Source organism: Bifidobacterium avesanii (assembly GCF_009299475.1).
GTDB classification, from domain to species: domain Bacteria; phylum Actinomycetota; class Actinomycetes; order Actinomycetales; family Bifidobacteriaceae; genus Bifidobacterium; species Bifidobacterium avesanii.
In genome coordinates, this window is sequence record NZ_WBSN01000006.1 from 111,331 (window position 1) to 135,230 (window position 23,900).

The 23,900-nt window shown below is 68.0% G+C and carries 23 protein-coding genes; 15 read left to right on the forward strand and 8 right to left on the reverse strand.

Annotation, left to right across the window (positions count from 1 at the left end):
- The first annotated feature begins 196 nt into the window (after nucleotides 1–196).
- From DSM100685_RS04955 to DSM100685_RS04995, 9 genes are all read left to right on the forward strand, one after another.
- Nucleotides 197–1,510 (forward strand): ABC transporter substrate-binding protein, encoded by a 1,314-nt coding sequence (locus tag DSM100685_RS04955; protein WP_163200935.1) that lies wholly within the window; start codon nucleotides 197–199, stop codon nucleotides 1,508–1,510.
- Nucleotides 1,511–1,655: 145 nt separating this feature from the next.
- A complete protein-coding gene (locus DSM100685_RS04960; protein ID WP_152350247.1) occupies nucleotides 1,656–2,960 on the forward strand; it encodes a glycoside hydrolase family 28 protein in 1,305 nt (434 codons plus the stop codon).
- A 48-nt stretch (nucleotides 2,961–3,008) separates the two neighbouring features.
- Nucleotides 3,009–4,022, forward strand: a complete 1,014-nt coding sequence (locus tag DSM100685_RS04965) for a LacI family DNA-binding transcriptional regulator (RefSeq protein ID WP_152350248.1) — start codon at nucleotides 3,009–3,011, stop codon at nucleotides 4,020–4,022.
- Nucleotides 4,023–4,056: 34 nt separating this feature from the next.
- The gene (locus DSM100685_RS04970; RefSeq protein ID WP_239512649.1) at nucleotides 4,057–4,239 is read left to right on the forward strand and encodes an antitoxin VbhA family protein; all 183 of its coding nucleotides are present in this window, start codon (nucleotides 4,057–4,059) and stop codon (nucleotides 4,237–4,239) included.
- Nucleotides 4,236–4,982 (forward strand): Fic/DOC family protein, encoded by a 747-nt coding sequence (locus DSM100685_RS04975; RefSeq protein WP_204314282.1) that lies wholly within the window; start codon nucleotides 4,236–4,238, stop codon nucleotides 4,980–4,982. Before DSM100685_RS04970 ends, DSM100685_RS04975 begins: the two co-directional genes overlap by 4 nt.
- A 226-nt stretch (nucleotides 4,983–5,208) precedes the next feature.
- The gene (locus DSM100685_RS04980) at nucleotides 5,209–5,475 is read left to right on the forward strand and encodes a hypothetical protein (protein ID WP_152350249.1); all 267 of its coding nucleotides are present in this window, start codon (nucleotides 5,209–5,211) and stop codon (nucleotides 5,473–5,475) included.
- A gap of 86 nt (nucleotides 5,476–5,561) precedes the next feature.
- Complete coding sequence (locus tag DSM100685_RS04985) at nucleotides 5,562–5,810, forward strand: hypothetical protein (protein ID WP_152350250.1); 249 nt, start codon at nucleotides 5,562–5,564, stop codon at nucleotides 5,808–5,810.
- Nucleotides 5,811–5,920: 110 nt separating this feature from the next.
- The gene (locus tag DSM100685_RS04990) at nucleotides 5,921–6,487 is read left to right on the forward strand and encodes a LemA family protein (protein WP_152350251.1); all 567 of its coding nucleotides are present in this window, start codon (nucleotides 5,921–5,923) and stop codon (nucleotides 6,485–6,487) included.
- 22 nt (nucleotides 6,488–6,509) lie between these two features.
- Nucleotides 6,510–8,762 (forward strand): DUF2207 domain-containing protein, encoded by a 2,253-nt coding sequence (locus tag DSM100685_RS04995; protein ID WP_152350252.1) that lies wholly within the window; start codon nucleotides 6,510–6,512, stop codon nucleotides 8,760–8,762.
- A gap of 146 nt (nucleotides 8,763–8,908) precedes the next feature.
- Here the strand turns inward: DSM100685_RS04995 and nrdF are convergent, their stop codons facing one another.
- From nrdF to DSM100685_RS05015, 4 genes are all read right to left on the reverse strand, one after another.
- On the reverse strand, nucleotides 8,909–9,901 hold the full coding sequence (nrdF, locus tag DSM100685_RS05000) for a class 1b ribonucleoside-diphosphate reductase subunit beta (RefSeq protein ID WP_152350253.1): 993 nt from the start codon (nucleotides 9,899–9,901) through the stop codon (nucleotides 8,909–8,911).
- A 17-nt stretch (nucleotides 9,902–9,918) separates the two neighbouring features.
- Nucleotides 9,919–12,114, reverse strand: coding sequence for a class 1b ribonucleoside-diphosphate reductase subunit alpha (gene nrdE / locus DSM100685_RS05005; RefSeq protein ID WP_152350254.1), 2,196 nt, complete (start codon nucleotides 12,112–12,114; stop codon nucleotides 9,919–9,921).
- A 368-nt stretch (nucleotides 12,115–12,482) separates the two neighbouring features.
- The gene (gene nrdI / locus DSM100685_RS05010) at nucleotides 12,483–12,962 is read right to left on the reverse strand and encodes a class Ib ribonucleoside-diphosphate reductase assembly flavoprotein NrdI (RefSeq protein WP_240811889.1); all 480 of its coding nucleotides are present in this window, start codon (nucleotides 12,960–12,962) and stop codon (nucleotides 12,483–12,485) included.
- Complete coding sequence (locus DSM100685_RS05015; protein WP_152350255.1) at nucleotides 12,959–13,225, reverse strand: glutaredoxin family protein; 267 nt, start codon at nucleotides 13,223–13,225, stop codon at nucleotides 12,959–12,961. Before DSM100685_RS05015 ends, nrdI begins: the two co-directional genes overlap by 4 nt.
- Before the next feature lie 255 nt (nucleotides 13,226–13,480).
- On the opposite strand from DSM100685_RS05015, the gene DSM100685_RS05020 reads away from it, so the two are divergent.
- Complete coding sequence (locus DSM100685_RS05020) at nucleotides 13,481–14,347, forward strand: aldo/keto reductase (RefSeq protein ID WP_152350256.1); 867 nt, start codon at nucleotides 13,481–13,483, stop codon at nucleotides 14,345–14,347.
- Nucleotides 14,348–14,353: 6 nt separating this feature from the next.
- Here the strand turns inward: DSM100685_RS05020 and DSM100685_RS05025 are convergent, their stop codons facing one another.
- The 4 genes from DSM100685_RS05025 to DSM100685_RS05040 form a co-directional block, all read right to left on the reverse strand.
- The gene (locus tag DSM100685_RS05025) at nucleotides 14,354–15,172 is read right to left on the reverse strand and encodes an ABC transporter permease (RefSeq protein ID WP_152350257.1); all 819 of its coding nucleotides are present in this window, start codon (nucleotides 15,170–15,172) and stop codon (nucleotides 14,354–14,356) included.
- Between the two features lie 14 nt (nucleotides 15,173–15,186).
- On the reverse strand, nucleotides 15,187–15,945 hold the full coding sequence (locus tag DSM100685_RS05030; RefSeq protein ID WP_152350258.1) for an ABC transporter: 759 nt from the start codon (nucleotides 15,943–15,945) through the stop codon (nucleotides 15,187–15,189).
- Nucleotides 15,942–16,817, reverse strand: coding sequence for an ABC transporter ATP-binding protein (locus DSM100685_RS05035; RefSeq protein WP_204314281.1), 876 nt, complete (start codon nucleotides 16,815–16,817; stop codon nucleotides 15,942–15,944). The genes DSM100685_RS05030 and DSM100685_RS05035 overlap by 4 nt, the downstream gene beginning before the upstream one ends.
- A 368-nt stretch (nucleotides 16,818–17,185) precedes the next feature.
- A complete protein-coding gene (locus DSM100685_RS05040; RefSeq protein ID WP_152350260.1) occupies nucleotides 17,186–17,821 on the reverse strand; it encodes a LysE/ArgO family amino acid transporter in 636 nt (211 codons plus the stop codon).
- A gap of 260 nt (nucleotides 17,822–18,081) precedes the next feature.
- Here DSM100685_RS05040 and DSM100685_RS05045 point away from each other — a divergent pair, with 260 nt between their 5' ends.
- From DSM100685_RS05045 to DSM100685_RS05065, 5 genes are all read left to right on the forward strand, one after another.
- Entirely contained in the window at nucleotides 18,082–19,605 is a 1,524-nt protein-coding gene (locus DSM100685_RS05045; RefSeq protein ID WP_152350261.1) for an aminotransferase-like domain-containing protein, read from the forward strand.
- Nucleotides 19,606–19,666: 61 nt separating this feature from the next.
- Entirely contained in the window at nucleotides 19,667–21,235 is a 1,569-nt protein-coding gene (locus DSM100685_RS05050) for a peptidase U32 family protein (RefSeq protein WP_152350280.1), read from the forward strand.
- 42 nt (nucleotides 21,236–21,277) lie between these two features.
- Nucleotides 21,278–22,246 (forward strand): purine nucleoside phosphorylase YfiH/LACC1 family protein, encoded by a 969-nt coding sequence (locus tag DSM100685_RS05055; protein ID WP_152350262.1) that lies wholly within the window; start codon nucleotides 21,278–21,280, stop codon nucleotides 22,244–22,246.
- A 28-nt stretch (nucleotides 22,247–22,274) separates the two neighbouring features.
- The gene (locus DSM100685_RS05060; RefSeq protein WP_152350263.1) at nucleotides 22,275–23,081 is read left to right on the forward strand and encodes an IspD/TarI family cytidylyltransferase; all 807 of its coding nucleotides are present in this window, start codon (nucleotides 22,275–22,277) and stop codon (nucleotides 23,079–23,081) included.
- Between the two features lie 33 nt (nucleotides 23,082–23,114).
- Nucleotides 23,115–23,795, forward strand: a complete 681-nt coding sequence (locus DSM100685_RS05065) for a pyroglutamyl-peptidase I (protein ID WP_152350264.1) — start codon at nucleotides 23,115–23,117, stop codon at nucleotides 23,793–23,795.
- Nucleotides 23,796–23,900: the final 105 nt, after the last annotated feature.

Consider the following 23,900-nt stretch of genomic DNA (forward strand, 5'->3'; position numbering starts at 1 on the left):
AGATGCAACAAGAATTTTAAGAAGAAAATCTATGAAAACGCTGGCAACAAGTCTGGTAATGTGATTCAATTCACACATAATGATGATCATCCACTTCACATCACGCCCCGCATCGCCGCGGGGCACATCATTCGGGACGGGTTGGCGCCGAGGCCTCCCGTCGCATGAACGGCAGCGAAGGAAAGGCGTGGAAACCATGACCAGGAAATTCACGAAGATGATGACGGCGGGCTGCGGCATCGTTGCGGCCCTGTCCATGGCGCTGGGCGGCTGCGGTGCGTCCGGTGGCAACGGCGGCGCCACGGCCGAACTGAGCAAGGACGACGTGACCCTGCGCGTCAGCTGGTGGGGCGGCGACACCCGTCTCAAGAAGACCGAAGACGTGATCGCCCAGTTCGAGAAGGAATATCCGAACATCCACGTCGAGCCGGAATATGCGGACATGCATGGATACCTCGACAAGCTGTCCACCCAGCTGGCTGGCGGCGAAGCGCCCGACGTGGTGCAGATGGACGTGCCGCGCCTCGCGTCGTTTGCGGCGCAGGGCGTGCTCGCGGATCTGTCCGGCCTGAAGCAGCTTGACCTGGGGGACATCGACGCCTCCACCGTGAGCACCGGCCAGTATGAGGGCGTGCAGTACGGCGCGCCGATCTCCACCGCCGCCATCGCCGTGGTCATCAACCGCGACATGCTCGACAAATACGGCGTGCAGATGCCCGACACCTCCAAGTGGACGTGGGACGAGTTCACCGCGTTCCAGCAGGAGATCCTCAAGAAGTCCAACGGAGAGGTCTACGGAGCCACGCTCATCAAGAACGACATCCTGCTCAACTACTGGGCCCGCCAGCACGGCGAGGAGCTGTACACGGACGGCAAGGTGTCGATCAGCGCCGACACGCTTGCGGGCTATCTCGACCAGACCGCCGAATTCGTGAAGCTCGGCATCGTCGGCAACGCCGACCGCTGGTCCGAATCGGCCGCCGCCAGCTTGGGGCAGACCGATTTCGCCACCGCGAAATCCGCCGTCGCGTTCATCTCGTCCAACCAGATCACCGCGTACTCCGCGTCGCTCAACACCGAGAACCTCACGCTCGCGCCGGTCCCGTCCGATACGCAGAACGGCTGGGGATACGAACCCACGTCGATGTACTGGTCGGTGACCTCCAAGTCCGAGCACCCCGCCGAGGCGGCGCTGTTCATCAACTACTTCATCAACAACCAGTCCGCCGGCGACATCCTCGGCACCGAGCGCGGAGTGCCCTCCAACAAGACCATCCGCGAGGCCGTGGCCAAGACCGCCGCCGCGCCGGACAAGGAGGCGCTGTCCTTCGTGGACACCTTCGATCCGCTGTGCGGCGACGCGCCGAGGCTTTCTCCTCCCGGCAGCAGCGACACCAGCGAGGTGCTGGGTCGCTACCAGCAGAAGGTCGTGTTCGGCGACATGTCCGCGGCGGACGCCGCCAAGGCGATGATCGAGGAGGTTCAGGCCAACCTCGACGCCGCCAAGTAGCGCGGACGCGGCAATCCGTGCAACCGGTGGCCGGCGAGTCGCCGCCGGCGCCGGAAGCTGATAGAAATGTGGCCGGAGCCTGTGCCTTCCTTTCCTGGCTCCGGCCATAACCCATGACCGTCATCTACGTCAACAGGGGGAAACGATGTCGTCATACTGCAATCCCAAGGATTTCGGCGCCAAGGGCGACGGCGAGACGCTGGACACTGCAGCGCTGCAGGCCGCGATCGACGTGGCCGGCGAGGCGCATTGCGGCGTGGAGGTGCCGGCCGGAAACTACGTGACCGGCTCGTTGTTCCTGCGCAGCGACATGGAGTTCAAACTCGCCGAGGGCGCCACGCTCGTCGGCAGTTTGGACGACGCCGACTACCCGATCGTAGACACCCGCGTCGCCGGCGTGGAGATGCCGTGGCCCGCCGGCGTGCTCAACGCCATCGGCTGCTCCAACGTGACCATCAGCGGCCCGGGCGGCGTCGACGGCCGCGGCGAGCAGTGGTGGCGCCGCTACTGGGACATGCGCGAGCAGTACGTGAAGCGCGACCTGCGGTGGGCCGTGGACTACGACTGCCGCCGTCCGCGCAACGTGCTGGTCTACGACTGCGAACGTGTGACCGTCGACGGCATCTCCAGCCGCCGGTCGGCGTTCTGGAACCTGCACGTGTGCTATTCACAGGACGTGACGGTGCGCAACGTGACGGTGACGGGCAACCCCCCGCACGTGAGCCCCAGCACGGACGGCATCGACATCGACTCGTGCCGTCGCGTTCTGGTGGAGGGATGCCACGTGGACTGCAACGACGACAACATCTGCATCAAGTCCGGCCGCGACGCGGACGGCCTGCGCGTGAACCGCCCGTGCGAGGACGTGGAGATCCGGAACTGCGCGATTCTCAGGGGCGAGGGCGTCACCATTGGCTCGGAGACGAGCGGCGGCATGCGCAACATCCGCATCCACGACGTCTCGTTCGACGGCACGAACGCCGGCTTCCGCATCAAAAGCGCCACCACGCGCGGCGGCGTGATCGAAGACGTGACGGTGGAGAACCTGCGCATGCGCAACGTGGTCAACCCCATCCAGTGGGGTCTCAACTGGAATCCGGCGTACAGCTACTGCGCGGTGCCGCGCGACTGGGACGGCGACATCCCCGACCACTGGCTCACGCTCGCCGAATCCGTGCCGCGGAGCAAGGGCATGCCGCTCGTGCGCGGCTTGCGCGTCAGGGACGTCGACGCCGTGTGGGACGGCGGTTCGGCCGGCTACGACGCCGGCAACCGCGAAGTGCTCGACCCGTGCGCGTTCGTCGTCGAGGGACTCAAGGAGTCCCCGATCCGCGACGTGGAATTTGAGAACATCTCCATCCAGTCGCCGCGCTTCGGTTCGATCGCGAATGTGGAGCGTCTGATGATGCGGAACGTCAACGTCGAGGTCACCGGCGCGCAGACCGTGTGACGGCCGTCATTCCCGGATCTTGGCCAGTATGTTCGTACAATGAACGATATGACCGAGGAACAGGAACATGCCGGCACGGACGCCGGCGGGAAAGTGACGATCCGCGACGTGGCGAAGCTGGCGGGCGTGTCGCCGTCCACCGTGTCGCGCGCGTTCGCCAAGCCGGACCGCGTGAGCGCGGCGACGACCAAGCGCATCTTCGAGGCGGCCGACCAACTGGGCTATCATGCGGCGCCCGTGGAGACCGTGCCGAGCCGCGGGCAGCGCGGGCTCATCGCCATCATCGTGCCGGACATCGCCAACGAATTCTTCTCCGACATCATCCGCGGCGTGGAGCGCGAGTGCGCGGCGCACGGCATGAGCCTCATCGTGTCCGAATCGCGCGAGAACGCGTCGCTGGAGCGTTCCGCGTTCGACAAGGTCGTCGCCTACGCGGACGGCGTGATCCTCACCTCGTCGCGCATGCCGGACGCCATGATCCGCAAGTGCGCGCAGTCCCGCCCGGTCGTGGTGATCAACCGTGCCATGCGCGGCGTGCACAGCGTGCTCATCGACAACGCCCCCGGCGTGCAGCAGGCCGTCGACTACCTGCGCGCGCAGGGCGTGGACGGCGTGACCTACCTCGACGGGCCCGCCACCTCGTGGTCCGTGGGCGTGCGGTGGAACACCATCGCCGCGGCCTGCAAGGCGCAGGGCATGGAGGTGCGCCGGCTCTGGCCCGGCTCGCCCACGTTCGAGGGCGGCTTCGCGTTCGCGGACAAGTACGCGCAGCATCCCACGCAGGCGGTGATCGCGCACAACGACCTCATGGCCATCGGCTTCATGGCCGCCATGCGCCGCCGCGGCAAGGAGGCGCCGCGCGACTACCAGATCATCGGGTTCGATGACGACATCGTGGCACGCGTCAGCGAGCCGACGCTCACCTCCATCCGCGTCTCGCTGCCGATCCTTGCCTCGCGCGCTGCCCGTCTGCTGTTCGCGCGCATCGCCGGCGAGCGTCAGGACGCCGAGGTGTTCAACATCCCCTCCGCGCTGGTCCTGCGCGGCAGCACCGCCCGCTGAGCCGACGCTATGATTGACGGCAAGGGAGGCACTGATGATGACGGGATTTGAATCGCGCACCGCCGATGTGGCCGAGGTCATTCATTCCGCGCATCTGGAAGGCGGCGACGTCACCCAGGCTTTTCGGGATGACGCACGCGACTACGTTGACGGGAACATCGACGTGCGCGAATTGCTCGACCGTACGCGTCGGCGTTACGGATTGGGCGTCGCATGATCGAATTGCCCGCGGCCTTTGACCCGTACCTGATTCCCGGCACCAATGTCCTGTGCAATCTGGTCGGCGCCGCGACGAGCGAGGATCTGGAGGCGGCGGAAAACGACCTCGTGTCCGCCAGGGCCTTGGAATTGCGGGCGGATCCGCCTCGGGCCAAGGGCACGTTGGAACAGCTGCAGTGGATTCATCATCAGCTGTTTCAGGACGTCTATGACTGGGCCGGCCAAATCAGGACCGTGGACATCGCCAAAGGAACCGGGCAGGTGTTCCAGCCGTTGGAGGTCTTCGCCATGGGCGTGCGGTATTCCGAGCGTACGCTCAAGGATGACCATCTGCTGCGCGGAATGGATAGAAAAACGTTCGTGGATCGTCTTGCCGCCAATTATGACAATTTCAATATCCTCCACCCGTTCCGTGAAGGCAATGGACGCGCCCAACGCGCATTCTGGGATCTCATTGCGCACGACGCAGGGTGGAGACTCGATTGGAACCGAATCTCCAAGCAGGAGAATGATCGCGCGTCTCAGTCGGCGCGCGAGACGGCGGACGAATCGGCGTTGGTCGCCATGTTTTCGAAAATTGTGTGTACGCCGGAGGAGTATGCGGTGACGGCGCCGATGCGGATTGCCACGCATCTTCACGATGCCGGGTATGTGTCTCCCGCGAATGTCTACCGTCGGCTCAGTCCAGCGCAGGTGAAGCGGGAACTCGAACGCGATATTTACCGGCGTATGGGCGATTGACGGTTTTGGGGAAAGCTGGTGATGGCGGATTGACGGGCGCCTCGTCCACATCACGTGCGCGTGGCGGTGCACAACCTTCATCGCGGCAACCCGTATTCCACCGTCGGCGTGGACAAACGCCAATCCACTTCCTCCCGCGGTGCATAACCGCGCGGGTGTACGCTGAAGGCGGTGCGCAAGCGGGCCGCGACGCATCGGCCGGGCCCGGGGATGGGGGATAAGTCGCATGAGGCACGCAAGGCTGTGGAAAAAGGTCAGCGCGTGGATGTTCGTCGTGGCGGCCGTGGCGGGCGTGGTACTGCTCGCCGGCATGCCGTTCATGTGGTGGTGGTTCTCCCGCGGCGAGCTCATGGGCATCTATCTGGGCTACGCGGTCTACTGTGCGATCGCCTATTATGTGTATGCGACGGCCAAGGTGGCCGCGGGCGACGCGGCGATCGAATCAAGCCACCGGTACGGCGACAGCCGCGGCATCTGGGACTACAAGCGGTAGCGCGGCGAGACGGCACGGCTCCAGCGGCCCCAACGTAACACGGCACGGCGCGGCCAACGCATCCCGATACGGAAAGGACACGGTACATGCACGATCACGTCTGGTGGCGGAAAATCAGCAACCGTCTGCTCATCGCGGCGGGCGTATGGGGCGTGCTCATGATCACCATGGGCGTGTTCCTGCTGCGGTTCGCGTGGCTGCGGCCGGCGCTCGTCGTGCTGTTCGCGCTTTACGTGGTGTTCTTCTTCGTCTCCTACGGCGTGTATCTCAACGCCCGCCGGCTTGAGCGCAGGGCCATGCGCAGGCCGGACTTCGGCCCCGAATTCGAGCGGTGAATTCGAGCGTCCGTTCCGCGCGCCTCAAAGACCGCATCCGCCGTGCGTGTCACAATGGAGCCTAACGCGTCCGCGGACGGATGCCGGGCAAGCCAAGCAAAGGAGCGGATATGGGTTGGATCATCCTGATCGTCGTCGTGGTGCTGATCGTGGCGCTGGTGCTGTGGGGCATCGGCGCGTACAACGGTCTGGTGGCGCTGCGCAACCGCGTGAAGAACGGATGGGCGCAGATCGATGTGCAGCTGAAGCAGCGCGCCGACCTGATCCCCAACCTCGTGGAGACCGTCAAGGGGTACGCCGGCCACGAGTCGCAGGTGCTCACGCAGGTGACGGCCGCCCGCGCCGGCGTGGTGGCGGCCGCGCAAAGCGGCGACGTGGCCCGGCGCATGCAGTCGGAGAATGAGCTGAGCCGCGCGCTGTTCAACCTGCAGGCCACCGCGGAGGCCTACCCGCAGCTGCAGGCGAACCAGAACTTCATGGACCTGCAGGGCCAGCTCAAGGAGCTCGAGTCGAAGATCGCCTACGCGCGCCAGTTCTACAACGACGTGGTGCTCAAGTACAACACCCGGATCGAGACCGTCCCCACGAACATCGTCGCCGGCATGGGCCACTTCGAGCAGGCGCAGTACTTCCAAGTGGACGAGGCGGCCCGCGAGGCGCCGCAGGTGAAGTTCTGACCGTCCGGCCACGGGGTTGCACATGGACGGCAAACGGGCCATCTCCAGCGCCATCCGCGCGGCGCTGTTCACGGTGCTGATCCTCTCGATCGCGCTGGTCTCCGCATGGGGCGCCCGCGGCGGGTCGTCGAGCGCGGACATGACCTACCGCTCGCTCGACTACGACGTGACGGTGCAGCCGGACGGCCGCTTCGTTGTCACGCAGCACATCGACATGCGCCTCAACAAGCGCACGGACGCCGACGACAACGTGCGACCGTGGAAGCAGCTCTACCAGCAGTACCGCCTCGGCGCGAACCTCGCGGCCATCACGGACGTGAGCGTCACCAACGCCGCCACCGGCGAAACGTACACGCAAACCGACCCGGCCAGCCCGAGCGGCGTTGGCGATAACACGTGGAACAGCGACTACGCGAGGCACTGGTACATCGCCGACGTGACCGGCGGGGACGACGACCCGCAGCCCTACGAGCCCGACACGTCCGGCACCTCGGCGCGGACCGTGGAGATCGGCTGGAACATCCCCGTCACCAAGCAGGCGAACAGCCTCAAATTCGACGTGACCATGACCTTCACGGGCGCGGTCACCCGCCACAGCGACATCGCCTCGTTCCAATGGGAGCCCATGGGACCGGCCAATCAGGCGCCCGTCGGCAAGGTCACCGGCACCGTGCGCTTCCCGGACGGCGTGAACGCCGGCAACTCCTGGGGCTGGCTGCACTACTCCGGCACGTCGGAAACCAAGCGCGGGGCGAACGGCGAGCTCGTCTTCACCGCGTACGACGTGCGCCGGGGTAACCACCTCGACGTGGTGGGCGCGTTCGACGCCGGCTTCGCCCAGTCCGATTCGGCGTTCATGCGCTACGCGAACGGCTCGTACCTGTCCGCCCTGCAGGCCGACGAAGCCAGTCAGGAAACCCTGTGGCGCAGCCAGCAGCGCGTCCGCGCGCGCATCGAACTGGCCATGTGGGCGGTCCCCACGCTGATCGGCGCCGTGCTGTGCGTGGTGGCCATGGCGGGCGCCCTGCGCAGCTGGAAGCGCTCGCGGTACCACGGCGACGTGGGGTATTGGCGCGAACCGCCGGACATGAGCCCCGCCAGCGCGGCGACCATGGCCAAGCTCATGGACCTCAAGGGCGACGCGAAGGGCGGCGACCGGCGCATGAGCGCCACGGTCCTCTCGCTCGCCTCCAAGAAGGCGCTCGCCATTTACCCCGGACCGTCGAGCCTGTACCGCGGCATCGACATGAGCCGGGCGAACGCCGTGAAGCTGTCCGGCCTGATCGGCGATGACGGCGCCCGCGCGGCCTCCGTGAGGGAGACCAACACGATCGTCATTCTGCCCGCCGCGCTGGAACCGGGCGCCGAACAGTCCCTGCGGCTGAGCCCGAGCGAGCTTGCGGCGCTGGAACTGCTCAAGGCGATCTCGCGGCGCATCGGCTCCCCGGTGTTCGACATGCGGCAGATGAAGCTCGCCTGCGAGGACTGGAAGGACGGCTACGTGCGCGTGGGGGCCTTCGACTCCGCGTGCGACGGCGAGTACGCGATGCTTGGCGCCACGCGTTCCGGCGGCGGCGCGGCCGCGACCGCCGCCGTGTTCGGCATGGTGATGGCGGTGCTGTCCGCGATCGTGTTCGTGGGGATCTCCGGCAATCTGGCGCTGTTCGCCGTGGTCAGCGTGCCGATGATGTTCGTCTCCCTGTTCGCGTTTTACTACCGCGGCCGCATAACCATCACTGACGCGGGGCAGCGGTACGCCGGGCAGGTGCTGGGCCTGTACCGCTACCTCACCGACTTCAGCGACTTCACCGACCGCGGCACCGCCGATCTGGTGCTGTGGGACCGCTATCTGGTGTACGCCACGGCGTTCGGCATCGCAGACCGCGCGCTCGTCGAACTCGCCAAGGCGTACCCCGAGGTCATGGATCCGGACTGGCTGGACGACAACGCGTCCGGGTCGCTGCTGTACTGGAACTACCGTTCGCGCGCATGGCGCGGCGCATCCTACGGCTCGGCGGCGGGATCGGCTGCGGGCTCCGGCGGCATGGCCGGCCCGCTCGAGGGGCCGTCCGCGTTCTCCGGCGACTTCGGCAGCATCGGCACGCAGCTCGACGCCGGCTTCGCGGACATCGGCTCCACCATCCAGGCCGCCGCGCCCTCGTCCTCGTCGTCGGGTGGCTCGGGCGGATTCGGCGGCTCCGGGGGATCGTTCTCCGGCGGCGGGTTCGGCGGCTCGTCGGGCGGCTCCGGCGGCGGCTCCTTCGGCGGCCGGTGACGCAAACAAAAGCCCCGTTCGGTCCAATCTGCACACTCTCGGAGGCAGATTGGACCGAACGGGGCGAAAATCACGTCTCGGACCGGCCGATTATGCGGCAATCGGTCCAACCTGCGCGCAAGGGGGCACAGATTGGACCGATCGCGTTAGAAGTCCCAGTCCTCGTCGTCGGTCTCCTCGGCCTTGCCCATCACGTAGGAGGAGCCGGAGCCGGAGAAGAAGTCGTGGTTCTCGTCCGCGTTGGGGGACAGGGCCGCGAGGATCGCCGGGTTCACGTCGCACGCCTCCGCGGGGAACAGCGCCGGGTAGCCCAGGTTCATGAGCGCCTTGTTGCCGTTGTAGCGCAGGAACTTCTCCACGTCGTCCGTGAGGCCCACGCGCTCGTACAGCGACTCGGTATAGTCCACCTCGTTGTCGTACAGCTCGTTGAGCAGGTCGTACGTGTACTCGCGCAGCTCCTCGCGTTCCGCGTCCGTGAGCCGCTCGATGCCCTTCTGGTACTTGTAGCCGATGTAGTAGCCGTGCACGGCCTCGTCACGGATGATCAGGCGGATCACGTCGGCCGTGTTGGTGAGCTTCGCGTGCGCGGAGAAGTACATGGGCAGGTAGAAGCCGGAGTAGAACAGGAACGATTCGAGCAGCGTGGAGGCGACCTTGCGCTTGTACGGGTTGTCGCCCTCGTAGTAGTCGAGCACGATCTGCGCCTTCTTCTGCAGGAACTCGTTGTTCTCGCTCCAGTCGAACGCCGCGTCGATCTCCTTGGTGGAGCACAGCGTGGAGAAGATGGAGGAGTAGCTCTTGGCGTGCACGGACTCCATGAACGCGATGTTCGTGTACACGGCCTCCTCGTGCGGGGTGAGCGCGTCCGGGATGAGGGAGACCGCGCCCACCGTGCCCTGGATGGTGTCGAGCAGGGTGAGGCCGGTGAACACGTGCATGGTGAGCACGTGCTCGTCCTCGCTCATCTTCTGCCAGCTGGGGATGTCGTTGGAGACCGGGACCTTCTCGGGCAGCCAGAAGTTGCCGGTGAGGCGGTCCCACACCTCGAGGTCCTTCTCGTCCTCGAGGCGGTTCCAGTTGATCGCGCTGACGCGGTCGATGAGCTTCAGGGGCTTGCGGGGGATGGAAATGGGCGGCATTGGGGAAATCCTTTCGTTTACAGCATGCAGGAGACGCAGCCCTGCACTTCGGTGCCGGCGAGGGCCTGCTGGCGGATGCGGATGTAGTAGAGGGTCTTGATGCCCTTGCGCCACGCGTAGATCTGCGCCTTGTTGAGGTCGCGCGTGGTGGCGGTGTCCGGGAAGAACAGCGTCAGGGACAGGCCCTGGTCCACGTGCTGCGTGGCCTCGGCGTAGGTGTCCACGATGGCCTTCCAGCCGATCTCGTAGGCGTCGCGGTAGTAGTCGAGGTTGTCGTTGGTCATGTACGCGGCCGGGTAGTAGACGCGCCCGATCTTGCCCTCCTTGCGGATCTCGATCTTCGAGGCGATCGGGTGGATGGAGCTCGTGGAGTGGTTGATGTACGAGATCGACCCGGTGGGCGGCACGGCCTGCAGGTTCTGGTTGTAGATGCCGTCGCGGATGATCTCCGCCTGCAGCGCCTTCCAGTCGTCCGCGGTGGGGATCGCCACGCCGAACTTGGCGAACAGTTCGCGCACGCGCTCGGTGCAGGGCTCGAGGGAGCGGCGGCCGTCGGTGTACTTGTCGAAGTAGTTGCCCTCGCCGGCGGGCTTGGCGTACGCGGACGAGGGGAAGCTGGCGAACGCGCGGCCCTTCTCCACCGCCAGCGCGTGCGAGGCGCGGTAGGCGTGGTAGGCGACGGTCATGAAGTACATGTCGGTGAAGTCGAGCCCCTCCTCGGAGCCGTACTGGATGCCCTCGCGCGCGAGGAAGCCGTGCAGGTTCATCTGGCCCAGGCCGATCGCGTGGCCCTCGTCGTTGGCGCGGCGGATGGACGGCACCGCGTCGATGCGCGTGTGCTCGGCCACGGCGGTGAGCGCGCGGATGGCGGTCTCCACCGTGGAGGCGAGGCCGGCGTCCATGGCCTTGGCGATGTTGAGCGAGCCGAGGTTGCAGGACACGTCGCGGCCCACGTGGCTGTAGGTGAGGTCCTCGTTGTATTCGCTCGCCTCCTGCACCTGCAGGATCTCCGAGCACAGGTTGGACATGGTCACGCGGCCCTCGATCGGGTTCGCGCGGTTGACCGTGTCCTCGAACACGATGTACGGGTAGCCGGACTCGAACTGGATCTCCGCGAGCGTGGTGAAGAACTCGCGCGCGTCGATGTACGTCTTCCTGATGCGGTCGTCCGCCACCATCTCGTCGTAGTGCTCGGTCACGGAGATGTCCGCGAAGGGCTTGCCGTACACGCGCTCCACGTCGTACGGGCTGAACAGGGCCATGGGCGCCTTGCGCTTGGCGAGCTCGAAGGTCACGTCCGGGATCACCACGCCGAGGGCCAGCGACTTGATGCGGATCTTCTCGTCCGCGTTCTCGCGCTTGGTGTCGAGGAAGCGCAGGATGTCCGGGTGGTGCGCGTTGAGGTACACCGCGCCGGCGCCCTGCCTCGCGCCCAGCTGGTTGGCGTAGGAGAACGAGTCCTCGAGCAGCTTCATGACCGGGATCACGCCGCTCGACTGGTTCTCGATGTGCTTGATCGGCGCGCCGAGCTCCCTCAGGTTGCTCAGCAGCAGGGCCACGCCGCCGCCGCGCTTGGACAGCTGCAGGGCCGCGTTGATGCCGCGCGAGATGGACTCCATGTTGTCCTCGATGCGCACGAGGAAGCAGCTGACGGGCTCGCCGCGCTGCGCCTTGCCGAGGTTGAGGAACGTGGGCGTGGCCGGCTGGAACTCGCCGGAGATCATGGCGTCGAGGAACCGGACGGCCTCGCCCTCGTCGCCGGCCGCGAGTTCCAGCGCCACGGCGGCGCAGCGCTGCGGGAAGTCCTCGAGGTAGCGCTTGCCGTCGAACGTCTTGAGCGCGTAGGACGTGTAGAACTTGAACGCGCCGAGGAACGTGCCGAACTCGAAGCCGCTGGCGGCGGCGCGCGCGTAGAAGCGGTCCAGGAACTCGGGGGAGTACTGCGCGAACACGGCCGGGTCGTAGTACTGGTTGCCGGTCAGGTATTCGAGGCGTTCGGCGGTGCCGTCGAACTTCACGGTGTTCGCGGCCACGTGCCCGGTCACGTATTCGCGTTCGGCGGCCTTGTCCTTGTCGAACTGGATGCGGCCGTCCGCGTCGTACAGGTTGAGCATGGCGTTGAGCGCGTGGTAGTCGTGCGCCGGGTCGTACTGCTCGGTGGCGGTGTCCGCGGTGTTGTCGAGCGGCAGCTCGGTCGCGTCGAATGCTGACATGCGTGGGTCCCTTTCCTTGTGGTGTTCCTTCTGATTTCCAGGATTGCTGGGTTTCTCGGTTGCGGTTGTTTCGCGGCGCGACCGTTCTCCGTTTTTCGTTTTTTGTTTCCGCCATGCGGCCGATGCGGTCTGGTCTGGGCGGGGCGGGAGTGTGGAGGTGCGTTTTGCGCGTGGTGACGATGTGGGCACATCGTGGGCACACTGTGCCCATATCGTCACCACGCGGTTGCAAGCGTTTCCATTTTCCGGCCGGCCGCCAGACGACGTGGGAGCGGGCGAAACGGCTCGATCCGGTGTCCGCGGCTCCTTGGTCCGATCCGTGATCCGTCGGTTCGGCGGAATGCCGTGGGCCGGTGCGCCGTCCGCCGTCAGCGGCCGGCCGCTTCGGCGCCGTTCGCGCCGCCTGTTCCGTCCGCCTTCATCTCCCGGAAGAACCGCGCCACGCCGTCGCGCACCTTGCGCGTGTCCTCGGGCGTGCCCATGAGTTCGAAGCGGTAGAGGTACGGCACGTGGCACTTCGCGGCGATGATGTCCCCCGCGGCGCCGTAGGCCTCGCCGAAGTTCGTGTTGCCGGAGGCGATCACCCCGCGGATCCACTGGCGGTTGGCCGGGTCGTTGAGGAATTTCTTGACTTGGATCGGCACGGCCTTCTTCACCACGCCGCCGCCGTAGGTGGGCACCATGAGAATGAACGGGCGGCTCACCGTCAGGGGCGGCTCCGAGGCGCGCAGCGGGATGCGGCGCACGTCGATCCCCTCGTCCTCCAAATGGCATCCGGCCACGAAGCGCGCGGTGTTCTCCGACGCGGACGAGAAGTAGACCAGGGTGCCGAGCGGCTCCGCGCTCACGCGGCGACGGAGGCGGTCGCGGCGGGCTGGGCGGCGGCCTGCTTGGCCAGCGCGCGCAGCAGGTCGGGGCGGTAACCGGTCCACGACGCGTCGGGCGTGATCACCACGGGCGCCTGACGGAAGCCGGCGGCCTGCAGCTGCGCGAGGGTCTCCGGGTTCTGCTCGAGGTCGACGGTCTCGAACGGGAGGCCGAGCTTGTTGAGCTGGCGCTTGGTGGCGTCGCACTGCGGGCAGTGAGGCTTGGTGAACACGGTGATGGTCATAACGCTCCCTTCGCTGAAGTCTGGATATAGATTACATGCGTGTGATTTGCCGTCAAGAACACTAACTGTCGTGTCGCGTTTCATGAACCGGCACTAGATGTAGTGATTCCTTGCGATCATGCGGATTGCGGGGCGTGAATGCGCCCGCAGTGTGGCGCTGGTCACATTGGCGGCCCGGCGCGTCGCGGTCCGGTCATGCTCATGCGCGAAGATGGACGCGGAATCAGGCAGGGCAAACGCACGAAGGAGACGCATATGACGCTGTACCGCAACATCGGGCCTTTCCGCACCACCGCCGTCGGGCTCGGCGAGATGGGGCTGACCATCGAGGGCTACCCGAGCCACGAGACGGCGCTTGAAACCATCCACGCCGGACTTGACGCCGGATGCCGCATGATCGACACCGCATGGGCCTACTACGCCCCCGGCGAGGAGGAGCAGACCGGCGAGAAGCTCACCCGAGAGGCGCTGGAGAGCTGGCACGGCCCGCGCGACGAGGTGCTCGTGGCCACTAAGGTGGGGCTGCGCCGCGACTTCGACGAGGCCGGCAAGCCGATCTGGCCGCGCGACGGCAAGCCCGAGCACCTCATCGCATACGGCAAGCAGTCCGCCCTCGCGCTCGGCGTGGACGCGATCGACCTGCTGTACATGCACCGCCACGACCCGGAGGTGCCCTACGGCGAATCCATCGAGGCGATCCGCGAACTGCTCGATCAGGGCGTGGCCCGCTACGCCGGCGTCTCCAACGTGACGATCGAGCAGCTGGACATCGCCCGCGGCATTCTGGGCGACCGTCTGATCGCCGTGCAGAACCAGTTCTCGCCGGTCCACACGGAGACCCGCGACGTGCTCGACTATTGCGCCAAGCTGGGCCTCGCGTTCGTGTGCTGGAGCCCGCTCGGCGGTTTCCGCCACCCGTACGACGAGCACCTGTTCGACCCGTTCCGCGAGGTGGCGGCGGCGCGCGGCGTGAGTCACCAGCAGGTCACCCTCGCCTGGGAGCTCGCGCAGGGCGACCACATGTTCGTGATCCCCGGCTGCCATCGCCCCGCCACCTTCCTCGACTCGTTCAAGGCCGGCGACCTCGCGCTCACGCCCGACGAGCTCGCCAAGCTCGGCTGAGGCCGGCTACAGGGCGGCCACGTCGCCGCGGCGCCTGGCCCTCGCCCGGCACAGCCGCCACAGCATCGCGGCCGCGACGGCCCACGCCGCGCCGACGGACAGCCCCACGGCCATGTCGGAGACGGCGTCCCGCACGGCCCTCGCGGACAGCGCGCGGGACGCATCGGTCATCCACGTGACCGGCAATGCGCGCGCCAGCGTGGCGATTGGTCCGGGGAACACGTCGACCGGGGCCACCACGCCGCCCAACAGCGGCAGCGCATAGCCCACCAGATTGGCCGGCATCAGCGCGTCGGCGCACACGAGGCTCGCCGCCGCGGTCGCCAGACCCAAACCCAGCGAGGCGACCAGCGACGCAGACAGCAGCAGCGCCATGAACGGCCATATGCCGCGTTCGGGCATCGTGCCGCCCGCCGCGAGCGACGCCGCCAGCGCGCAGCAGGCGCTCGCGGACGACACCGTGAGCTGCGCGGCGATCCTGCCGGCCCACAGGGCGGCTTGCGGGCCCGCGCCGACCGTCAGATACGGCAGTACGCCGGCGAACCGGTCCTGCGCGAGCAGGGAGGCCATGGCGACGCTCGCCTGCGCGCAGCAGGCGCCGGTCGTGGACGCGAGGGCCGCGGCCAGCGCGCCGGTCGCGTCGCCGGCGCCCGTACCGGAGTCTGATGCGGCGAGCATCAGATAGAACAGCGCCGTGAACGCGGGGGCGGCCGCCACCTGCACGGCGATCGTCGCGGGGGAGTCGCAGTCGGGCATCGTGCGCAGGGCCACGCGGAACGCGGTGCGGAAGGCCGACGGGGGCCGTCCGGTCAGGTGATTCGCCATCTCGATCGACCTCCTCACGCCAAATCCAGCGTGCCGTCGACCGCGGCCCGGCCAAGTGCACGCCGCAGACCCGCGCCCGCGCAGCCCAGCAGCGCCATGCACAGCAACAGGCACCACAGCGCGGCGGCCGCCGCCGGACCGTCGATCCGAGGCCGGTCGGCCACCCACACCGCGGCCGTCAGCGGATGGACGAACGCGATCGCGCGTGCGACGGCAGGGAACCGGTCCACCGGCAGCACGATGCCGCTCAGCAGCCACACGGGCGTGAGCACCAGCGGCTCGAACGCGATCGCCCGCCGCGAGAGCACGAACAGCGCGGACAGCGCCGCCGCGGAGGCCACGCAGGCCAGAGCGGCCAACGCCAGACCGGCAAGCTGCGCCGCCTCCGGCATCATGGCCCGCCCGGCGAACAGCGAGGCCGTCGCCCACGCCACCGGCACGCCCGCCACGCCGATCAGCGCCGAGGCGGCCACCGGCGGCAGGAACACCGCCCACGCGGGTTTGACGCCCATCGCCTGATACTGCAGCACCCCTTGGAACCGTTGGTATCCGATGATCCCCACGGCCGTGGTGGTCGTGGCCCACAGACCGCTCGCCGAGGCGTCGAACCACAGATCCGGGGCGACCCGCCAGCGCGAGGCGATCAGACGGAACATCGAGAACGTGAATGGCGTGAGCAGCGCGGTCTGCAGGAAGAACGGCGTGGCCCACAGCGCGCGCATGTGGAACCAGACGTCGGCAAGGAGGTCGAGGGCGTCGTCCCAGACGGTCATCGCACAACCTCCCCGTGGTTCCGGGCGTTCATGCCACGTTCTCGGTCCAGCAGCGCGAGGTAGACGTCCTCCAGCGACCGTGGGGCCGGTTGCGTGGCCGGGGCCGTCCCCGTCATGCCGTCCGCCGCCGATTCGTTCGCCAATGCGCCGGCCAGTTCCTCCTTGGTTCCGGACGCCACGATCCGGCCGTCCATGATCATGTCGATCCGGTCGGCCAGCGCCTCGGCCTCCGCCATCACGTGCGTGGTGAGCAGGATCGCCGTGCCGTCGGCCCTGAGCGACTCCACCAGCGCGCGCACGTCCCGCGCGTGCTCCGGATCCAGCCCGTTCGTCGGTTCGTCGAGCAGCAGCAGGGGCGCGCGGTTCAGCATCGCGCGGGCGATGTGCAGACGCTGCGTCATGCCGCGCGAGAACGTCTCCACGCGTGCGTCCGCCCGGTTGGCGAGCCCCACGCGATCCAGCGCCTCGTCGATGCGGGTCTCGCGCAGCCTGCGCGGCACGCCGGCCACGGAGGCGAAATAGCGCAGGTTGTCGATGGCGCTGACCCGCGCGTAGAAGCCGCGGTCGCCGCCGAGCAGCAGCGACAGGTGCCGCCTCGCCCCGCGCGGGTCGCGCACCGCGTCCACGCCGCAAATGCGGATCGTTCCCGCGTCCGGCGTCAGCAGCGTGGCGATCATCTTCATCGTGGTGGTCTTGCCCGCGCCGTTCGGTCCCAGTAGGCAGACGATTTGCCCCGGTCCGATGCTCAGCGTCACGCCGCGTACGGCCCATCGCCGTCCGTCGCCGCGCCCGAAGGAGCGGGCGACGCGGTCGAGCCGCAGCGCGGGTTCGTCGTCGATATGGTCGATATGAATGAATTCGGTGGAATGCACCGTAACAATGCCTTTCAAATCAAGGCGGCGGGTTGCGCCGCGCCGCCGATGAAAGGACCGTGCAACCGCAGTCGGGCACGCTTGCGCCGGCCCGGTCGCGCATTGCGCACGCGCCGTGCCCGCGAGTGTGGCTGTGCCATGAAATCCTTGGGAATCCGCCCGAACGGCGGTTACCGATCCTCGCCTTCCTTGGTTGAGATGCTGTTGACTGCGGTCATTGTTACGCCTCCGATGGAACGGTTGTGACGCCGCCAGCATAGCATGGCCGACCATAACCTGACGGGCCATAACTCGGCGGGTCGGAGGCCTCCTCGCCCCGGTCCGTTGAGTTATGGCCCGTCAAATGCCGGCGCCCCGAATCGCGCCCGTCAGGCCATGACGGTCATGGCGAACTCGACGAGGAGCTTGATGCCGTAGGCGACGATGACCGCGCCGCACACCTTGTTGAGCACGGTGATGACCTTCGGGCTGAACCGGTCGCGGAACGCGGAGATGAGCAGCGTGATGCCGATGAACCAGCTGACGGACGCGGTCTCGACGCCGGTGATGAACGGCGTGGACTGCGACGCGGTGAGCGTGGCGCTGAACGCGCCGAGCATGAGCGTGCCGTCAATGATGGCCTGCGGGTTGCACCACGTGACCACGCACGCCGTGGAAATGGTGCGCCCGATGCCGTCGGCGTCCGCGGCGGCCTTCCGGCCCCTGTCCGCGTCCGCGGCCGGTTCCGGCTTGGCGCGCAGCAGGCCCGCGCCGATGCGGATCACCACCAGTCCGCCCACGGCCAGCACGCCCAGCTGCAGCCACTCGTAGCGCTGCATGAGCGAGCCGACGCCGAAGAAGCACGACAGCGAGAGCGCCACGTCGAACACGATCACGGCGAGCGCGGTCAGCAGCGCGCGGCGGCGCGTCTTGGTCAGCGCCGAGTTGATGACGAACAGATTCTGCATGCCGATCGGCGCGATGTACGCCAACCCGACCGTGAGTCCCTGCAGATAGAACCCCATGACTACCGTCCACACTTTCTTCCCGATCAGCCAAGTCAAGTTTGGTGGGCTCATCCCATCCAACCAAACTGCATCACAACAGCATCGCCACTTGGCTGAATCCATTGCAATCGCAATGTTTCCTTATATCCGGGCATTCATTGTAGGGGTACAATATCCGTTGGCAACCAGCCAAAGTGCCGGTATGTCAGGCAACCAAAATGTCAGCGGCCCCTCGTCTGGGCGCGATCGCGCCGCAATCGTAAGGAAAAGGAGCTCCCATGGCGAGACCGGCCCCGATCGCCGTCGACTGGAAACCGGACAGGACGTCCGCCACGCCGCTCACCGAGCAGATCGTGCAGTACGTGTGCCGTCAGGTCTCCGGCGGCGCGTGGCCCATCGGCTCCCGCCTGCCCTCGCAGCGCGCGCTGGCCGAGGGGTTCGGCGTGAACCGGTCCACGATCATCGCGGCCGTGGGCGAGCTGACCGACTACGGCGTCGTCGAAAGCCTGCACGGCGCCGGCACGCGCATCGCGAGCAACACGTGGTCGCTGATGCTGCACGGCTCGCCCGACTGGGCCGACTACGTCTCGTCGGGGTTCTTCAAGGCGAACAACGACACGATCCAGGCGATCAACCGTCTGGAGTTCGACCCGTCGATGGCCCGCCTCGGCACGGGCGAGCTCGACCCGCGGCTCTTCCCGAGGGACATGTGGCGCACCGTGCTCACGGCCGCGGCGGACGAGATCACGTCGATGGGCTACCCGGAGCCGGAGGGCGTCCCCGAACTGCGCGAGGCCATCGCCGCGCACATGCGCCGGCTGGGCGTCGAGGCGACCCCCGGCCAGGTGCTCGTGACGTCCGGCGCGCTGCAGGCGCTGCAGATCATCTCGGTGAGCCTGCTGAGCGCGGGGTCCACCGTGTTCGCCGAGGCGCCGAGCTACATCAAGTCGCTGCAGGTGTTCCAGTCGGCGGGCATGCACTTGGAGGGCGTGCGCATGGACGGCCGCGGCATCGACGCGGACGCCCTGCACCGCGCGGTCGTCGCCGCGAACGGGGACGCGCCGCATGCCAGACGGGGAACTGGCCGTTCCGCCAAGCCGGGCCGCGGCGGCGGATCCGTGCTGTACACCATCCCGACGAACCACAATCCCACCGGCGTCACCATGGACGCGGAGCGGCGCCGCGAGCTCATGGCGCGCTGCGTGACCGACCGCCTGCCGATCATCGAGGACGGCGCTTACCAGGACCTCGTCTTCGACGGTGCGGACACGCCGGCCCCTCTGAAGTCCATGGACGAGACCGGCATGGTCATCTACCTCGGCAGCGCGTCGAAGGCGCTGGCCCCGGGCCTGCGCATCGGGTGGATCGTGGCGCCCGAGCCGATCGTGCACCGTCTGGCCGACGTGAAGATGCAGATGGACTACGGCGCGAGCCGCCTGTCGCAGTGGGTGTTTGCCCGGTTCCTCGATTCGGGCATGTACGACCGCTTCCTGGCCGAACTGCGCGTGGAGCTGCGCCGCCGCCGGGACGCCGCGCTGGCGACGCTGGACCGGCTGTTCGGCGGCGTCGCGCACTGGAACACGCCCTCCGGCGGCTTCTACATCTGGCTGACGTTCGACGAGCCGATGCCGATGGGACGCCTGTTCGCCAAGGCCGTCGAGGCGGGTGTGCTGCTCAACCCCGGCGACATCTACGACTTCGAGGGCGACAACTCCCTGCGCCTGAGCTACGCCTACACCACGCCGGACGAATTCGCCGCGGCCGCCGGGCGTCTGGCCGCCGTGGTGCGCGGGCTGCGGTGAGGCGGGGAGGGGAGCCTCCAGAACCCCCTGCACTACACTGGTGGGGATGATGAGGGACGATATGACGATCAAGACGAGAAGGAAGCCCGAGGTGCTGGCCCCCGCCGGCAACCTCAGGGGGCTCAAGACCGCCGTGGACTACGGCGCGGACGCCGTGTACTGCGGCGGCAAGGCGTTCGGCATGCGGTCGGCGCCCAAGAACCTGAGCCTCGAGGACTTCGAGGAGGGCTCGCGCTACGCCCACGCGCACGGGGCCCGCGTGTACGTGACGCTCAACGTGCTGCCGCGCAACAACGAGGTCGAGTCGATCCGCGAATACGTGGGTCAGCTGAAGGACACGGGCGTGGACGCGCTCATCGTCACCGACATCGGCGTGATGATGACCGCGCACGCCGTGGCCCCGAACCTCGAGCTGCACGTCTCCACGCAGGCCGGCGTGACCAACTACGGCGCCGCCAACGCCCTGTACGAGCTCGGCGCCCGCCGCGTGGTGCTCGCCCGCGAGATGGACCTGCAGGCCGTGCGCGACATCCGCGCCCGCATCCCCGACGACATGGACGTCGAATGCTTCGTCCACGGCGCCATGTGCATGGCCTTCTCCGGCCGCTGCCTGTTCTCCAACTACCTGACCGGCCGCGACGGCAACCACGGCGAATGCGCGCAGTCCTGCCGCTGGAAGTATTCGATCGTGGAGGAGAAGCGCCCCGGCGAGTACTACCCGATCGAGCAGACCGAGGAGGGCGCCTACCTGTTCAACTCGCAGGACATGTGCATGATGGAGCACATCGACGACCTCATCGACTCCGGCGCCACGAGCCTCAAGATCGAGGGCCGCTCCAAGAGCGCCTACTACATCGCCGCCATGACCAACGCATACAAGACCGCCGTGAACGAATACATGGTCCAGCGCGGTTTCGAGGACGCGGACGGCAACGTCCTCAAGCCCTTCCGCGACCGGGTGATCCGCCCCTCGGACCCCGACTTCGAGGCGTTCGCGCAGGTCGCCGAGCGCGAGCCCGACCGCATCATGGCCCACGCCGACGAGGCCTTCGCCGGCGTGCCGGGGGAGCGCCCCACCGCGGCCCCGGAGCCGGGCGCCGCCGCCGAGCCGGACGACCTGAGCTACCACGCCCGCTCCACCCGCCGCAAGTCCAACACCGCCGCCGAGATCCTGCCCGACGGCTGGCACCACGCCCCCGTGCGCCCGGCCCCGCCCGTCAAGCTGCCCGACTGGCTGCTCGATGAGCCCGACAAGGTGGCCCACCGCGACTACTCCACCGGGTTCTACTACCCGGACCGCAAGGTCACGCAGAACACGAACCGCTCCGCGTACTTCCGCGCGTGGCTCGTCGTGGGCGAGGTGCTCGGCTGGAGCGGCGAGGACGGCGGCCGCGTCACCATCATGAGCCGCAACAAGATCGAGCCCGGCCAGCACGTGGAATTCCTGCTGCCCGGCGAGGCGCCCCTCGAATACGACGTGCCCGCGGACGGCCTGCGCGACGCGGACGGCAACTGGGTGCCCGCCATCAACAACCCCGCGCACGTGTTCTCGTTCCCCTGCCCGCACCGGGTGCCGGTGAACGCCGCGATCCGCTCGCGCACCCGCAAGCCCACCCTCAAGGCCGAATAGCGGCCGAATAACGCCGAAGAACGAACGCATAAGGAGCCGACCATGGCCGATTTCGACAACGAGATCCTCAACAGCAACGAACTGAGCCCCACCGACGATCAGGGCCGCCCCATACCGGTGACCATCCCGATCGCGCTCGCCCCCGGCGTCACCGTCGTATACACCACGCGCCTCGGCGGCGTGAGCGCCGGCGACTTCGCGCACCTCAACCTCGGCGGCAAGATGGGCGACGACCCGGACGCCGTGGCCGCCAACCGCGCCGCGCTCGCCGACGCCGTGGGCGCGCCGCTGAGCCTCGTGAGCCAGGTGCACTCCGGCGTGGCCGTGGAGGTGGACGGCCCCAACGACCTCTCCGGCACCAAGGACGCCGACGGCGCGGCGACCGGCCGCGTGCTCGAGGCCGACGGCCAGGTGACCACGCAGCCCGGGCTCGCGCTCGGCATGTTCGCCGCCGACTGCCTGCCCGTGCTCATGGCCGACCCGGAGGCCGGCGTGATCGGCGCGGCCCACTGCGGCCGGCGAGGCCTCGAACGCGGCGTGATCGGCGCGACCGTGGAGCTCATGGCGCTCAAGGGCGCCGACCCCGCGCGCATCGTCGCCACGCTCGGCCCCGCCATCTGCGGCGACTGCTACGAGGTGGGCGACGAGATCGCCGACGCCTTCGACGCGCAGTTCCCCGGATCGTTCACCCTCTCCCGCTTCGGCAAGCCCGGCATCGACATCAACCACGCCGCCATGCTCGAACTCGCCAAGGCCGGCGTCCCCGCGGACAACGTGGTGAGCTCCCGCCCGCGCGTCAACGCCGCCACCCAGTACCTCGAGGCGGACCCCGAGCTCGCCGCCCTGTGCGCGGAGGACGGCGAGGGCCCGGCCGACCTCGCCGAGCGCATCGGGCGGGTGCGCCACAGCATGTGCACGCTCGAAAACCCGCTGTGGTTCTCCCACCGCCGCGCCGCGCTCGCCGGCAAGGCGCACGAGGGCCGCATGCTGGCGCTCATCGTGCGCGCGTGACCGGACGGGACGTTATAGGGTGGTGCTTATGACTGACAACGAATCACACGCCGACGCGCCCGTCGTGGCGGTCGTGCTGGCCGCCGGCTTCGGCACGCGCTTCGACCCGAACAACCCCAAGCAGCTGGTGTCCGTGGGCGGCAAGGCCATCGTCGCCTGGTCCATCGAGGCCTTCGAAACCGACCCGCGCGTCACCGACATCGTCGTCGTGGTGAACCCGCGCGTGCGCTCGGCCGTCGAGGAGCTCGTGGACGGGGCCGGCTACCCGAAGGTGCGCCTGATCATCGACGGCGGCGCCGAACGCGTGGACAGCACCATGGCCGCGCTCGACGCGCTCGCCGCCAACGGCATCCCCGCCGACGCCAAGGTGCTCATCCACGACGCCGTCCGCCCGTTCGTGCTGCGCTCGTCCATCGACGGCTGCATCGACGCGCTCGACGAATACCGCGCCGCCACCGTGGCCGTCGCCTCCACCGACACCGTGCTGCTCACCCGGGACCTGGGCGACCGCAAGGTGGTCGACTCGGTGCCGGACCGTCCGAACACGTTCCGCGCGCAGACCCCGCAGGCCTTCCGCTTCGCCACGATCCGCGACGCGTACGCCAGGGCCGCCGAGGACCCGGACTTCCATCCGACCGACGACACGCGCGTGGTGGTGGACTACCTGCCGGGCGAGCCGGTCGCCATCGTGGCCGGCAGCGAGACCAACCTCAAGGTCACCACGCTGGCCGACCTGCCGATCGCCGAGCGCATCGCGCAGGACGCCGCCAAGGCGCGGGCCAAGGAGCGCATGCACGAGGTGCTCGCCGAGGCCGCCGGACGCATGCGGCGGTAGGAGCCGGGCGCCGGGGACCTATAGACTGGAACCATGGAACGGTTCAATGTGGTGGTGTGCGGGTTCGACCATTACGACGGCGTGGAGGTCAACCCCGCCTATGAGGTGCCCCGGGCGCTCGCCGAGCGGGGGCTGGGCGGGCCGGTGGACGCCGACGACCCGCTGCGCGACGCGGACGTGACGGTGAACGCCGTGTCCATGCCGGTGAGCTTCACCAAGTCGTGGCCCGCGCTGCACGAGGCGATCGAGGCCACGCGGCCCCGGATCGTGGTGGCCATGGGACTCAAGCGCGCGGCCCGCGGCATCGCGCTGGAGCGCTGCGCCACCAACCGCGTGAGCGACGACCGGCCGGACGTGGACAACATGACCCCGCAGCACGACGTGATCAACCCGAGCGGGCCGGCCGCGTACTGGACGCGTCTGCCGCTGCGCTCGATCCTCGCCGACTACACGACCGCCGGCATCCCCGCCACGCTGAGCTCGGACGCCGGCACGTACGTGTGCAACTCGCTGTTCTACCAGCTGCTCGACTGGGCGGCCTCGCAGGAGCGCGTGGTCGCCGGGTTCGTGAGCCTGCCGCAGGTCAACGAGTCGGGCGACCGCTCCAAGCCGGGCCTGCCCCTCGACCAGCAGGTGAAGGCCGGGCAGATGGCCATCCGCGAGGCCGTGCGCTACTGGCGGCAGCCCTCGAACGCCGAGATCCTGCTCGCCTGATCGACTCCGCGGGCGCGACGCGCCGGACCGTCGAACAACTTGTGTCCAAGCCGCGAAATCTGCACGCCGACACGGGGTTTCGCACGGGGCGATGCGCTACAGTAT

Excerpts from the sequence above, each read along its gene's own strand:
- DSM100685_RS05030 (WP_152350258.1), bottom strand. The coding sequence starts at position 15,945 with ATGACCGTCTGGGACGACGCCCTCGACCTCCTTGCCGACGTCTGGTTC.
- DSM100685_RS04995 (WP_152350252.1), top strand. The coding sequence starts at position 6,510 with ATGGACGGCAAACGGGCCATCTCCAGCGCCATCCGCGCGGCGCTGTTC.
- DSM100685_RS05050 (WP_152350280.1), top strand. The coding sequence starts at position 19,667 with ATGACGATCAAGACGAGAAGGAAGCCCGAGGTGCTGGCCCCCGCCGGC.
- DSM100685_RS04980 (WP_152350249.1), top strand. The coding sequence starts at position 5,209 with ATGAGGCACGCAAGGCTGTGGAAAAAGGTCAGCGCGTGGATGTTCGTC.
- DSM100685_RS04960 (WP_152350247.1), top strand. The coding sequence starts at position 1,656 with ATGTCGTCATACTGCAATCCCAAGGATTTCGGCGCCAAGGGCGACGGC.
- DSM100685_RS05065 (WP_152350264.1), top strand. The coding sequence starts at position 23,115 with ATGGAACGGTTCAATGTGGTGGTGTGCGGGTTCGACCATTACGACGGC.
- DSM100685_RS05040 (WP_152350260.1), bottom strand. The coding sequence starts at position 17,821 with ATGGGGTTCTATCTGCAGGGACTCACGGTCGGGTTGGCGTACATCGCG.
- DSM100685_RS04955 (WP_163200935.1), top strand. The coding sequence starts at position 197 with ATGACCAGGAAATTCACGAAGATGATGACGGCGGGCTGCGGCATCGTT.
- DSM100685_RS05025 (WP_152350257.1), bottom strand. The coding sequence starts at position 15,172 with ATGGCGAATCACCTGACCGGACGGCCCCCGTCGGCCTTCCGCACCGCG.
- DSM100685_RS04970 (WP_239512649.1), top strand. The coding sequence starts at position 4,057 with ATGATGACGGGATTTGAATCGCGCACCGCCGATGTGGCCGAGGTCATT.
- nrdF (WP_152350253.1), bottom strand. The coding sequence starts at position 9,901 with ATGCCGCCCATTTCCATCCCCCGCAAGCCCCTGAAGCTCATCGACCGC.
- DSM100685_RS05060 (WP_152350263.1), top strand. The coding sequence starts at position 22,275 with ATGACTGACAACGAATCACACGCCGACGCGCCCGTCGTGGCGGTCGTG.
- DSM100685_RS05015 (WP_152350255.1), bottom strand. The coding sequence starts at position 13,225 with ATGACCATCACCGTGTTCACCAAGCCTCACTGCCCGCAGTGCGACGCC.
- DSM100685_RS04965 (WP_152350248.1), top strand. The coding sequence starts at position 3,009 with ATGACCGAGGAACAGGAACATGCCGGCACGGACGCCGGCGGGAAAGTG.
- DSM100685_RS04975 (WP_204314282.1), top strand. The coding sequence starts at position 4,236 with ATGATCGAATTGCCCGCGGCCTTTGACCCGTACCTGATTCCCGGCACC.
- DSM100685_RS05045 (WP_152350261.1), top strand. The coding sequence starts at position 18,082 with ATGGCGAGACCGGCCCCGATCGCCGTCGACTGGAAACCGGACAGGACG.
- DSM100685_RS05055 (WP_152350262.1), top strand. The coding sequence starts at position 21,278 with ATGGCCGATTTCGACAACGAGATCCTCAACAGCAACGAACTGAGCCCC.
- DSM100685_RS04990 (WP_152350251.1), top strand. The coding sequence starts at position 5,921 with ATGGGTTGGATCATCCTGATCGTCGTCGTGGTGCTGATCGTGGCGCTG.
- DSM100685_RS05020 (WP_152350256.1), top strand. The coding sequence starts at position 13,481 with ATGACGCTGTACCGCAACATCGGGCCTTTCCGCACCACCGCCGTCGGG.
- nrdE (WP_152350254.1), bottom strand. The coding sequence starts at position 12,114 with ATGTCAGCATTCGACGCGACCGAGCTGCCGCTCGACAACACCGCGGAC.
- DSM100685_RS04985 (WP_152350250.1), top strand. The coding sequence starts at position 5,562 with ATGCACGATCACGTCTGGTGGCGGAAAATCAGCAACCGTCTGCTCATC.